The organism is Streptomyces corchorusii (genome assembly GCF_001514055.1).
Taxonomy (GTDB): domain Bacteria; phylum Actinomycetota; class Actinomycetes; order Streptomycetales; family Streptomycetaceae; genus Streptomyces; species Streptomyces olivaceoviridis.
Genome location: NZ_KQ948365.1, coordinates 152,427 through 164,350, shown reverse-complemented (window position 1 = coordinate 164,350; position 11,924 = coordinate 152,427). Strand labels below are relative to the sequence as shown.

Here is an 11,924-nt window from a genome sequence, read left to right as displayed (position 1 = left end):
TATAAGTTGGCGTAGCATACTGAGGGCATGGACACCGAGAGTCAGGGCAGGGAGCGGCCCGCGGAAGGGGACGACTCCGTCGACGTGCACCTTGCACGCTGGCGCGGCAAGGCCCCGTTCGACGCGCGGGTGGAGGGGATCATCACCCGCATTCAGCTCCTGGCCAAGCATGTCGGCCAAGCCAAAGACCGCGCCCTGGCCGAGGTTGGCCTGCAGGAGTTCGAGTTCGCCACACTGCACCGGCTCGCCGCGCGCGAGGCTCCGGGGCGGGCCACCCCCTCCGAGCTAGCGGCTGAACTCATGCTGTCCCCTGCTGGTATGACTGGCCGTCTGGACACCCTTGAACAGTCAGGGCTGGTGCGGCGTGTGCGCAGCAGTCAGGACCGACGCCGGGTGGACGTGGAGCTCACCGAGGCGGGGCGCACCCGCTGGCTGGCCGCGATGGAACTGCGCGGGCAGGCGGAGGACTCGATGGTCGCCCCGCTCGACCCGGCAGAGCAGGACGCACTCAGCGCCCTGCTCAAGCGGATGCTGATCCAGGCGGAGGCGGACGTCCGCCACCGGTGAACCCCGAGTCGATGGTGCTGCTTCTCGCCGTCAGGTCTCAGTAATTGAGGATTCTTGGGATCGGTGACGACGGTGTGTGCACGGCCCGGTCCTCGGTAGGGCGCGGGGACACCGGTACTGAGGCGGTCCGGGCCGTGCAGTTCGATGCTGCCGTAGTTCGGTCGTGTTGTCTGGGACGTATTCCCCCTGCTGATTACTCCTCCTGGCCGGGGTGGGGGCGTCTTCGCGGTCTTCGGGCTCAAGTCGGCGGTGATGCCGGCGGCTGTCGCGATGCTGAAGTCGACGAGGTAGTGCAGTGAGTTCGCGGTGGGTGTGGTGCGGCTTGCTGGGTTCCGCACCCGGATGGACATGGGTGTCCTCGCGTACTACCTCAGGGCCTCGCAGGTGGTGTTCTTCGAGTGCACCGCTGCTCTCCCTGCTCTGGCACCCTCGTACATGAAGCGGGACCGGTACATCAAGGTCGATGTCCTGGCGCGGCCGATGAAGGGAAGCGGCCTGTCCGCGGCCGAAGCCCGCAAGGTCGGGGTGGACATCATGCTTCGGTTCGCGCGGGACGTCGCCGAACAGGCCGGCTGCAAGAACGACACCCGTCTCCCCAGTTCGGTTCCGTCGCTGACCGAGAGCAACTGGCCTGGTTACGAGAAGTGACTCAGCCGGAACGCTCCCGGCGCCCGGCCGACGGTGCGGGCGTCATCCGACATAATCGCGTCCCATGACCGTACTGATGCCTGTGCTCATGATCCTGGTCGTGGGAGGGATCTTCGCCCTCGTCATCACCATGATGGTGCGCGCCCAGCGGAACCGGGCGCGCGGCGTGCAGGAGAGAGCCGCGGCGATCCGACTCGCCCAGGAGCGCGGCTACGGCTATCAGCAAGTCACATACGGGCTGATCGACGGGCTGTGCGGCATGGCGCCGCTGCCCGTCAGCGGGCGCAACCTGCGGGCGGAGCACTACATCACCGGGGAGTTCCGGGGTCGTGGCTTCCGCTGCTTCGAGTATGTGACCGGCACCCTCGACGTCCACGACGGGCCGGGACGGAACCAGCCCGTCTTCTGGACGGTGTTCGCGGTCGCCGCGCCGGGCCCCGGGCCCGAACTGGTGGTGCGACGGCCGCAGGCGCTCGACGGGATGACACAGCGTGGCCGTGTGGTGCAGCTCGGCGTGCCGGAGTTCGACGAGGCGTTCCGGGTGATCACGGATGACGAGTCGTTCGCCCGTGACGCCCTGGCGGGTGACGTGGCGCCCTTCCTGACCGCGCAGCCGCAGGCCGTGCGGGACTTCCCGGTCCGGCTGCACAACAGCGAGCTGATCACCTGGCGCCGGGGCCGGCTGAGCCCGCAGGACTTCGACGAGCGGCTCGGCTACCTGTGCGATGTGCTGGACCGGATCCCGCCGCGGGTCTGGTCGGCGGTCTGAGACCGCCGACCCGGGCGTCAGGCGGCTTGGTCCGCCCGTACGGAGCGGAGGAACTGCTTGAAGTCGTCCAGCACCGCCGCCAGCTGTTCCGGCTTCGCCGTGAGCACCAGCTCGATCACTGCCCGCTGTGACGGACGGTCCACATCCTCCAGGCCGAGGTAGACCTGGCTCTGCACCAGTTCGAGCGGCTCTCCGTGCAGGGTGGTCGACAGGCGCAGGTTCTGGACGACACCCGGTGAGTCGGTGAGCCCCGGGATGTCGGGAGTCCCCACCTCTTCCTGCTTGGTGACCTCCACGGTGCCGGCCTGCCCGAGCCGCCGTACCGACTCGTCGGCGATCTGCCGCATGGTGGCGCTGTCGTTGCGCATGCCGCCGAGGTTGAGTGCCTGTCATCGAACCTTGAGCGACGCGAGTCCGTGTCACCGAAGATTGATCGCCCTAATCGGTCGGAGCGGCTGCGGGGAGGTTCGGCTCCCGGCAATGCTGTAGGGATGTTTCGACGTGGATGGCGAGCGTGGCGTGGTCGACGCTCGTACCAGAATCGGGCTGTGGCCGTCCGGATGAACGAGTTCTTCGACTCACTTCCGATGCCGAGAAGCGGCGGTCTCTCAGACGTTGCCCGCCACTACGCCCGCACGCTCTACCCCGACTACGAGCGCCTCCTGAGTACGAAGGCCGCTGCTGCCTGCCCGTACTACGTCGGCCTCTCCTCGGAGCTGGGGAGCTTCACGCAGGTCACCAAGCGAATCGTCTTGGTCGCGGACACGATGCTGTTGTCCGACCACGGCATCGGATCGGTGCACGAGCTCGGGGAGCACTCTCGGAGCACTTACGGCAACCATGTCGGTCCGGGCGGAGAAAACGTTGAGCCGCCAATCACCACGGAGACACACCACTACGGAATGGTGACCAACGACCTCGCCCAGGTGGGGCGGTGGCTCCTGGACGCAGAACCCCTCCTGCGCAGCGGGCTTGCCTGGTACTTACCGGTCTACACGCGAGGAAGCTCGGGCTGGTTCGATAGCGAAGACAGGATGTCTACCAGGAGTCCTGGTCCTCTGCCCTCGTTCAGTGACCGGTCTATCGACTTCATGGCGGAGCATGGCCGTGCTGTAGATCTGGCGGGGACCAAGCCCCTTGCCAGCCGCGTGGTCCGGCCGGTCCTGGAGATCGATCTGCCCTTCATCGACGGGCTCAGCCTCACCGACTTCGCCGAGGTCACCAGGGAGGAGTTCGACTCCTACCGCTTGTACCGCGATTTCATGCGTTCCCGGCTCCTCGAACTCGACGACGCGCTGGAAGCGGTCGATTCCCAGGTGGCTTTGGAACGGATCGCGCTCTCCATTCGTGACGAGGTGAACGCCGCTGCCGCGCAGATGAGCAGCGCGGCCCGGTCCCGGGCCCTCACTCGCGCCGGCGCCCTAGTGGGTACTACGAGTGCCGTCCTTGCCGCAGTCCGCCCCGCGGCACTGCAAGGTGCGCTCGGTGTCAGCGCGACGATCGCGGCTGGAGCCACTGGCCTGTGGCCGACCATTCAGGCATTCGCCGACATCAGACCCAAGCGCGCTCATGACAAGTGGCACTATGTCTGGGTCCTGCAGAAGAAGGCCGCCCGCTGAGAGGCTAGGCATCTCCTTCGACGACATACAGACTCGCGTCGCTCAAGGTTCGGTGGCACGCGATCAAGGTTCGCTGTCACAGGACAGCCGCGTCCAACGCCCGCTCCAGCGGCAGCACCGGCGCCCCGGTCGGCGCCTCTTCGCAGTCGACGGCGTGCACGACACCGCGCCGGCCGGGACCACGGCCGCCGGCCTTCGCCAGCATCCAGCCGGACGGCCGCCGTGGCCCCAGCGCCTCCTGGACGGGCGAGGGCGGCTCCAGGTACTCGGTGGGCACGGCGTCGTACGAGACGCCGTCCACGGGCCGCACGCGCTCTGGAGCACGCACCCAGACCCGGTACTCGGCAGGCTCCACCGAGTCACCAGGGCCGTTGCGGTACGCCGGTAGGCCAACCTCGTACCTCCAGCCGTCGGGCACCTGGCGCCGGGACCACAGGTGGGCGACGACCTCCTGGTCCCCGGGCAACAGCACCCGGATGGGCACCGGCACCGGCTCTGGAGTGGAGAAGGGCATCATCACGCCTCCCACCGTACGGACCGACGCCGGCAGCACCCACGACCTCCGTCGACGCACGTCTCTGTCCACAGGCGATCCGTGGCTCTGACCATGAAGATCTTCAGCAATGGCTGCGTTTCACCGCGAGCCTGTGGCCACCAGAGTCGCGGTGATGGGTTCGAGGTTGGTGATCAGTTCGTCGATTTCGGCGGGGGACAGGGCGTCGTAGGGCGGGGTGGCGAGTTCGTCAGTGAGGGTTTCGATGCGTTGTCTGGTCGCGCGGCCTGCGTCGGTGAAGTGGCCGTCGATGTCGATGAGTCCGCGCTCGCGCATGCCGTCCATGACCGCGGCCAGGCGCTCTTTCGGCAGGTGATGGATGCGTCCGAACGACTCCGGGGGGTGGATGCCCTGCTCCAGGGCGGAGAGCACGTGGGCCTCCGTGCCGCCGATGCGCGCGCCGACGAGAGCGGCGATGTGCCCGTCGCCGCGGTGCTCGCGCAGCATGGTCGCGGAATGCCACAGTCGGGCGACGGGGTCACTGGGTACCTCAAGGGTGCGCATGCCGGCGTACATCACCCGGCCTTCGGTAGGGGCACTCGTCGCCGCCTTGGTGGTCAGGTCCGCGGCGCGCGCCAAGCCCGGGGACTCGGCGAGCTCGTCGCCGAGGATGCGCCGTAGGGAGGCCGCGCTGCCCCGCTCCCGCGCGGCGATGGAGGCCTCGGGCGAGATCGTCTCCCAGACGCTGGGGATGTGCCGTGCGGCTTCCCCGTCGGCGAAGTTGTAGAAGGCTGCGTGCACGACTTGGGCCGGCACCCGTCCCAGTGGTGCGGCGCGGCTGGCGAAGTAGCCGTCCCAGTAGGTGCGGTGGCCGAGTGCAGCCAGTTCCTCGTTGCACTCGTCCGCGAAGAACGTGACCAGGCAGATCGGCTCCAGGAGCTCGAACATGCGACGGGCGATGTGAGTCATCGGATGCAAGCGCGTCTTGCTCATCGGGTTCTCCCTTCGTCAGGTGTGCCGACTTGGACCGTCCGGCACACCGAAACTCATCGGCGACCGAAGGGAAGCAGTGCAGATGGGTTGGCGTCTGCGTGGCTGTGTATGCGAGAGCGGGTTCAGGTCCAATCCGGTAGCAGAAAGACTGCTGAATCAGCATCTATGACAAGTCGGCTGCCTCGTGCGCGATAACCAGGCTGCCTCGATCGTCCCTATTCGCCAGCTCAGCCGGTGCCGCTTGTGCCCGAAGAAGGACGTAGAACGGGCGGCGACCCGTCAGGCCGCCGACTCCCAGCACCTGGAGAAGGAACGCACCGGCTTCCTCAACTCGGAGAAGGAGCTGGGATGACTGTGACAGAAACTGGAAGTCCTCGCGGCCCGGGTGCGCTTCGACCTGGAGAGCGCCGGCTTCACGCCGGTTCCACCACGCCCTCGGATTCGGGCACATCATCGCCCCGGACCAGTCCTGACCCGCCCGCCCACGTGTCGACCGGCGCCCGCACCGAAAGGAAAACAGCCATGGCCGCATCCGCTGCCCCGCACCGCGCGTACGGTGGCGATACGACCCGCCGGGAGGACCAGATGAGCGCGCCGCGCAGTGGGTGCCGGCCTTCGAGCGGGAGTGGGCGGCCGCCCTTGAGGAATCACGGCGCACGTTCTCCCTCGCCGGGCCGATCACTGTCAAGCGGATCACCGGCCACGCGAATCTTTTGGGTAAGCGAATGCGTGATCACCTGCGACGGTGTGCCTTCGTACTCGGTGAGCAGCATGGAATTCGCTGACCAGCATGGAATTCGCTGACCAGCACGTGGTGCACGAGACGCAGTACTTCACCGACCCCTTCGGCGCGCCGCCCTGGCGGCCCGCGCTCGCAAAGCCGATGCCAGGCCGAACCATCGCTGGAACCTCATTCCCGGCCTCGTCCGGCACCGCACTCGACCTCGGGGTGTCGAAGTGAGGACACGGCACCTCTCTCCACCATTCCCCAACTCGTCGGTCACCGTCCGTAATTGGCCAGAAGTCGTCTGTTCCAGCCCTGTTTCGGTCGTCCTCCGCTGCCTAAGCTCGGCCGAGTTGTCACGGCATCACCGAGTGTCTCTTGTCGATCCAGGAGGACCACCGTGAACCAGCACACCACCCACGAGGGCCAGTCCCACACCGAAGCCCGTCCCTCCGCCGAGGAAGAGCTCGACCTCGTCATCGGCGAGCTGGAGCGGGAGATCCCGGCCCGCACCGGAGCCGCAGCCGGCACCTGTATCCGCGTCTACTGCATCTGACACCAGCCGCGGTCGACGACAGGCCGCGGCACAGTACACGGGGTGCCGTTCCGCCCCAGGCGGGACGGCACCGCGCCGGGAAGGACGCCATGACCCAGGTGCTGTGGCAGGCGGAAGCGGTCGCACCGACCGTGCGGGGAAGCGTCCCGGCGCTCAGCCCCGCCGCGCGCAGGGTGATCGACGCCGTACGGGCGGGCGCCGCCGGCCCCTTGTTCCCTCCGGTGCTGCGCCTCGGCGAGGACGGCCTCCTCGCCCATGACCGCGACCTGGCCGGTGAGCCGGATGCCGCGCTGCTGACGGCCGCGCTCACCGATCCCCGCTTCGCCCCGCTCGACACGCTGCTGGACGCCCTCTATGCCTGGTGCGGCCGCACCGCCGCCCAGCACACCACCCTTCTCGCGCCCGGAGTGCTCGACGTCACCGACGGCGCGCTGTTCGGTCCGCTGGTGTGCGAGGCGTTCACCGCGTGCGCTGCCGGCGTCGCCTACGACGCCGAAGAGGAGTGCGCCCGCTGGACGGGCTTCCTGGACCGCTTCCTGCAACGTCTCGCCCGCGACACCGGCACTCCCTGGTTCGACCAGCTCGACCTGCGGCTGCCGGTGACCGGCATCGAGGCCCAGGGCGCGGAGACCCACAACGGCCGCCGCCGAGTGCTGCGGGTGCGCCTGGGCGGCGGCAGCATCGCCTACAAGCCGCGCCCGGCCGGCGGCGAAGTCCTCTTCCTGCCCCCGGACGACTCCGTGTTCGCCCTGCTCAACGCGTTGCCGAGCGCGTCCGGTCCGGTACGTCTTCCCGTGCTGCGCTGCACGCCCGGCTCCGGCCCCGACGGACGGGAGTACTCCTGGCAGGAGTGGCTCGAACCACCGACGCAGTGGGGCGTGATCCGTTCGGGGAACGGTCGGCGGCTGCACGGCACCCGCCTCGGCCGGCGCCAGGCGGAACGCTACTGGCACCGGGCGGGCTCGCTCGCCGCCGCGGCGTTCCGTTTCGGCATCGCCGACCTCGGCGAGGGCAACCTCCTGGTCGGCACCCGGCCCCAGGACCGGGAACCCCTGCCGTACCCCGTGGACCTGGAGATCTTCCTGACACCGCTGCATCGGCTGCACGACACCGGGCTCATCGCCGACGAAGCCGCCGGAGACCATCACCATCCGGGCTTCGAGGACCGGCCCCGCTGGTGCACGGTCGACGGACCCGTCGCCCACTTCACCGAGACCGCCGACGGTGGACCACGACTCGTACGGCGGGACCGGCCCTGCACCCGGGGCGGCACCCGCACGGTCGTCGCCGACACCCACGGGCGCACCGGACAGGGGCCCTACCTGCCGTCCTTCCTGCGCGGCATGTTCGACGCGTGGACGCTGATGTCCCGCCATCACGACCGCATCCGCGCCCACCTCCAGCGGGCCGCACCGGACACGTACGTCCGCGTGCTGCTCAAGCCGACGGCGGCGTACACCGAGGCCCTGGCCGACCGCCTCACCGGCGCCGGAACCCGAGCCGGGGCGCCGTCGCCGGACCGGCCCGGCGGCACCCCCGCGACCGTGCCCCAGGAGGTCGCCGGTGCCACGGCCGAAGCCGTCCACGGAGCCCTCGCCGAGCCCGTCTTCGGCCCGGCCGAGACGGCCCAGCTCGACGTCGGCGACGTCCCCTACTTCTTCCGCCGCGCGCACGGCGGCCCACTGCTGCGCACGGCAGACGCGGCCCACTGCCCCAGCCCCGCCGCACACCTCACCGTCCCCGCGGATCCCGACCCCGCCTGGCCGCCGTCCGCCGCCGTGCTCGACGAGCGCGGCCGGGACCTGGCCGGCCTGGGCGTGGCACTGCGCGACGCGGTCGAGTACGCCTTCGCCACCGCGGGACCAGGCACCCTTGAGGGTGACGGCGTCCGGGTGCGCGTCACCGACCGGCACACCGGCGAGGCCGAGTTCACCTGGGCCGAAGCGGGACGGCGGATCACGTACACCTGGGACCGGGAGAGGGTCCGCATCCGCGTGGAGCCGTTCACCCGTCCCGAGCCGGTGCCGGATGTGCGGCGGCGGCTGCTGCGCATGGACCGAGTCGACGCGGTCCTGCGCGCCCGCTGGGTGGCCTCCGGCTTCACCGACGAGGCGACGGAGAAGCGGCTGGTCGCCTTGACCACGGCGGGCATGGGATGGCTGGCCGACGTCGTGGCCCGGTACGGCTGGCCCGGTCACGCCCTCGTCGGGCCGGCCGCCGCGGCCGCCGCGTGCAGACTCGTCCAGCACGCCGAGGGCCCGATCGCCTTCCAGCAGGAGTGCCTCCGGCTGATCCAGCGGGCGGCCCGGGAAGGTGACATGCCGAGGCGTCAGGTGGCTTACGTCACCGACGCGCTGCGGGTCGGCCAGGGCCGCCCGCAGGTGTACGGGACCAAGTTCCGCCTGCGCGAGGGAGAGTTGGAGCCGTGTCCCATCGAACAGCCCGACCGGGTCGACGAACTGCGACGCAACCTGGGGATGGAACCGCTCGCACGCTACGCAGGCCGCCTGCGCAGCCGCTACCGCACCCGGACCCGGTGACCGCCGCCTGGGACGACCTCGCCGCCCGCCACCGGGGGAGCGAGCCCGCCGTCGCCCCCGCGCCCGGCGGGACGGACGCGGTCGACGCCCTACGCGCGTACACGGTCATGGTGCGGGCGGCACGGCCTTTCCGGGCCGGCACCCGGTTCCGTGCGCTGCCCGACGTGCGGTTCCTTGTCGAGGGCGGACGGATCCGGACGCCCGGCGATCTGCTGCCCGGCCCGCAGGACGACACCGCCGAGCGGTACGCCTCACGGCTCGACGCCCGGACGGGAGGGAAGGGCCGGCTGCTCGCCGTGGAACAGCCGCTTGTGCTCGACCACGTCCTGTGGGCACAGGTACGCGACCTGGTCGCACCGCTGTGGGAGCGGATCGGCCATCCCGTGCTGCCGGTCGTCGCCGAACTCGCCCTCGGCGAAGGGATCACCGACAGCGACGGACTGCGGCGCGAACCCGCGCACTCCAGCCTCGTATGGGTGCTGCACGGCAGCGTCACGGTGCTGCCGGAGCACCCCCAGGACGGCCGTGCCCTCACGGCCGGCACCGGGGAGCTGCTGCACTGGCCCGCGGGACGACCCCACACCCTGCGCTACGGCTCGCGGACCCTCGCGCTGCGGCTGTTGGTCCCGGCCGATGCCCGACTGCTGACGGAAGCGGTCAAGGACGTCGTCGCGGGCCTGCTGCACGAACGACGCGGCCACGACCACGTCCCCTGCCTGCCGTACCCGCCCGCCGACGAGGAAGGCGGTGTGCCTGAGATACCCGAACTGGGGGAGGTGGCGCGGGACTTGCGGCAGGTGACCGGCGAGGAGCGGCTCGGCCGCATCCTGCGCGTCCTGTGGGCGCGCCGGGTCAGCGCAGGTGCGCTGGAACCCGCCCCGGCCCCCCGGGCGTCCGTCACCCTCGCACCGGAGGACCGGCTGCGGCCCGCGTCGCCCGTCGTGCGCATGCCGCTCGACGAGGAGCAGGCGTGGATCTGGGCCGTCGACGGCCACGCGTTCTCCCTGCGGGGCACGCTCGGCGAGCGCGTCCTGCACCTGCTGCGGCAACCCGGCGCGCATACCGTCGCGGAACTGTGCGCCGAGGCCGGCCCCGGCCGCCAGGCGCAGGTCGCCGCACTGCTGAACAAACTGCACGCCCTGCGCGGCGTGGACGTGGTCGGGAGGACGGACACGGCATGAGCGAGGAACCGATCCTGGCGGTCGAGGAGGAGTTCTCCTGGAGCACCCTGATGGAGCGGTACTGGGACCGGCGCCCGGTCCTGTTCCGCTCCGTCGCTCCGGTGCCGTTCACGGCGCCGGAGGTGTTCCGTGCCGCCGTGCGCGGCTGCGCCACGGGCACAGCGGACGCACCCGTGCCGCCCAACGTGCAGTTCACGGTCGACACCGTCCAACGTGACGACGCCGAGGGGGTGTTGCCCGTCGGCGGGGACGGCGCTTTCGACGCCTACGACGCACGGCTCGCCGCCCGCCTGGACGACCGCCGGTACGCGTTGGTGGTCAACGGCTTCCACGCCTTCGACGCCGCGCTGTGGTCCCGGGAGCGCGCGTTCTTCGCCCCGCTGTGGCAGACCGCCGGCCTGCCGCTGACCGGCGCCATCACCACGTTGTTCCACGGCACCTACGAGCACAGCCCGGTCGGCGTCCACAAGGACCGCTTCGCCACCTTCCTGTTCGGCCTGCGCGGCCGCAAGCGGATGCGGTTCTGGCCGCGCAGGCCGTGGGACGAACTCGTCTCGACCAAGACCGACTACGCCCGCCACATCGCGGCGTCCGTGCCTGCCGAGGTAGGCCCCGGCGAACTGCTGTACTGGCCCGCCGACTACTACCACGTCGGCGAGAGCGCCACCGCCGCCCCAGCGACCAGCGTCAATGTCGGCATCCCTCGCGACGAGCACCACACCGGCTACGAACTCGAAGACCTGCTCGCCGACCTCGACCCGGCCCGCCTCGCCGGCCGCGGCGGCCTGGACACCCTGCTGGGCACCACGGACGCCCCCCTGACCGCGCCCGGCCCCGCGACCGGAGGCGTCCTTGCTCCCACGCTGCCCGAGGCGCTCACCACCGCCGCACGGGCCCTGTACGACTTCGCCGACCCCGTCGCGATGCGCCGCCGCGTCGCCGTGCTCTCCCTGCGCCGCTGGACCGCCGGAGGCTTCGAGCCGGTTCCGCCCGCCACGGCGCCCCGCGCCCTCAGTGACGCGGACCGGCTGCGCGGCGACCCGCAGGCGCCTGTGCTGTGGGCGCCGGACCCGGACTCCGGCACCCTCTGCGCGGCGAACGGCCACGAGACCCGCACCCCGCTGGCCCCTGACGAGGTGCGCCGGCTCACCCGGGCGCCGTCCGGGCCGGACCCGGTCGCCGTCGGCGCCCTGTTGAAGGCCGTCGCCCCGGGCGCCCAGCGCGACGAGGGCCGTGCGCTGCTGGAACGCCTGGAGAGCTTCCGGGCGTTCCACCGCGCGCCATGAAGCGACCGGCTGAGCGAACCTCGACGATCCAGCGCGAGAGCCCGTCGGCATCTCCTGCGCAAGGCGCCAGGAGTATGGCGAAGTCCCGCACAACGGCTACCAGTTGGGTCATCTCGGGGCAGGCGGCGGTGAGCCGTGCGAGAAGATCGTGATGTGCGGGCTTGAGGTTGTCGGGCCTGGTGAGGATCATCCGGGCGAGCCGACGCGGCCAGATGTAGCTGCGGTCGGCGTCCGCGCGGCCCTGGTTTATGTACGCGTACAGGAGGTTCAGGCAGCCGGTGAACCCGAGGGCCTTGATCTCCTGGCTCAGCCACGCCACCGCGCTCGGCGCCGACGCGCTCGGCCTGGGACACGTCCCCGGCGAGATCGCCGTCGGCAAGGCCGCCGACTTCCTCGTGGTGGACTTCGCGGTCCCCGGACTCGTCCCGTCCTACGACCTGTCGTAGGAGCTGGTCCGCCTGGCTGGCCGCGGCCAGATCACCGCCGTCGTCGTGGATGGCCGCCTGTGGCTGTGGCACGGCCGGCCGACTGGGACGAGGCCGCCCTGG

At 70.6% G+C, this 11,924-nt stretch carries 13 protein-coding genes and 2 pseudogenes; 10 read left to right on the top strand and 5 right to left on the bottom strand.

Translation table 11 applies throughout. The features are described 5' to 3' along the window. Positions 1–27 precede the first annotated feature (27 nt). The 3 genes from AQJ11_RS33385 to AQJ11_RS33375 all read left to right on the top strand — a co-directional run bounded on the left by AQJ11_RS33385 (position 28) and on the right by AQJ11_RS33375 (position 1,984). Entirely contained in the window at positions 28–567 is a 540-nt protein-coding gene (locus AQJ11_RS33385) for a MarR family winged helix-turn-helix transcriptional regulator (RefSeq protein ID WP_059265678.1), read from the top strand. 348 nt (positions 568–915) lie between these two features. Continuing rightward, on the top strand, positions 916–1,215 hold the full coding sequence (locus tag AQJ11_RS33380; RefSeq protein ID WP_059265677.1) for a hypothetical protein: 300 nt from the start codon (positions 916–918) through the stop codon (positions 1,213–1,215). Between the two features lie 64 nt (positions 1,216–1,279). Further along, positions 1,280–1,984: a hypothetical protein gene (locus tag AQJ11_RS33375; RefSeq protein ID WP_059265676.1), complete on the top strand. Its 705-nt coding sequence runs from the start codon at positions 1,280–1,282 to the stop codon at positions 1,982–1,984. 17 nt (positions 1,985–2,001) lie between these two features. On the opposite strand, the gene AQJ11_RS33370 is transcribed toward AQJ11_RS33375, so the two are convergent. After that, entirely contained in the window at positions 2,002–2,352 is a 351-nt protein-coding gene (locus AQJ11_RS33370) for a hypothetical protein (protein WP_014669993.1), read from the bottom strand. A gap of 180 nt (positions 2,353–2,532) precedes the next feature. Between AQJ11_RS33370 and AQJ11_RS33365 the strand changes: the two genes are divergently transcribed. Continuing rightward, a complete protein-coding gene (locus AQJ11_RS33365; protein ID WP_059265675.1) occupies positions 2,533–3,603 on the top strand; it encodes a hypothetical protein in 1,071 nt (356 codons plus the stop codon). 85 nt (positions 3,604–3,688) lie between these two features. On the opposite strand, the pseudogene AQJ11_RS33360 reads toward AQJ11_RS33365, so the two are convergent. From AQJ11_RS33360 to AQJ11_RS52180, 3 genes and pseudogenes are all read right to left on the bottom strand, one after another. Next, positions 3,689–4,120, bottom strand: a pseudogene (locus tag AQJ11_RS33360) (DUF6233 domain-containing protein); the annotation flags it as partial. A 117-nt stretch (positions 4,121–4,237) separates the two neighbouring features. Continuing rightward, positions 4,238–5,089, bottom strand: coding sequence for an SCO6745 family protein (locus tag AQJ11_RS33355; protein ID WP_244218462.1), 852 nt, complete (start codon positions 5,087–5,089; stop codon positions 4,238–4,240). A 647-nt stretch (positions 5,090–5,736) separates the two neighbouring features. After that, positions 5,737–5,862, bottom strand: coding sequence for a hypothetical protein (locus AQJ11_RS52180; protein WP_279616962.1), 126 nt, complete (start codon positions 5,860–5,862; stop codon positions 5,737–5,739). Positions 5,863–5,879: 17 nt separating this feature from the next. On the opposite strand from AQJ11_RS52180, the gene AQJ11_RS50045 reads away from it, so the two are divergent. The 5 genes from AQJ11_RS50045 to AQJ11_RS33340 all read left to right on the top strand — a co-directional run bounded on the left by AQJ11_RS50045 (position 5,880) and on the right by AQJ11_RS33340 (position 11,376). Continuing rightward, positions 5,880–6,050: a hypothetical protein gene (locus AQJ11_RS50045; RefSeq protein ID WP_167360889.1), complete on the top strand. Its 171-nt coding sequence runs from the start codon at positions 5,880–5,882 to the stop codon at positions 6,048–6,050. A 163-nt stretch (positions 6,051–6,213) separates the two neighbouring features. Continuing rightward, positions 6,214–6,369, top strand: a complete 156-nt coding sequence (locus AQJ11_RS50040) for a hypothetical protein (protein WP_014669997.1) — start codon at positions 6,214–6,216, stop codon at positions 6,367–6,369. Between the two features lie 89 nt (positions 6,370–6,458). After that, entirely contained in the window at positions 6,459–8,909 is a 2,451-nt protein-coding gene (locus AQJ11_RS33350; protein WP_059265674.1) for a DUF4135 domain-containing protein, read from the top strand. Beyond that, entirely contained in the window at positions 8,906–10,090 is a 1,185-nt protein-coding gene (locus AQJ11_RS33345; RefSeq protein ID WP_059265673.1) for a hypothetical protein, read from the top strand. The genes AQJ11_RS33350 and AQJ11_RS33345 overlap by 4 nt, the downstream gene beginning before the upstream one ends. Next, a complete protein-coding gene (locus AQJ11_RS33340) occupies positions 10,087–11,376 on the top strand; it encodes a JmjC domain-containing protein (protein ID WP_059265672.1) in 1,290 nt (429 codons plus the stop codon). The genes AQJ11_RS33345 and AQJ11_RS33340 overlap by 4 nt, the downstream gene beginning before the upstream one ends. A 7-nt stretch (positions 11,377–11,383) precedes the next feature. On the opposite strand, the pseudogene AQJ11_RS51560 reads toward AQJ11_RS33340, so the two are convergent. After that, positions 11,384–11,695, bottom strand: a pseudogene (locus AQJ11_RS51560) (ISL3 family transposase); the annotation flags it as partial. Here AQJ11_RS51560 and AQJ11_RS51555 point away from each other — a divergent pair. Then, on the top strand, positions 11,625–11,822 hold the full coding sequence (locus tag AQJ11_RS51555) for an amidohydrolase family protein (protein ID WP_244218461.1): 198 nt from the start codon (positions 11,625–11,627) through the stop codon (positions 11,820–11,822). The pseudogene AQJ11_RS51560 and the gene AQJ11_RS51555 sit on opposite strands and share 71 nt — an antisense overlap. Positions 11,823–11,924 lie beyond the last annotated feature (102 nt).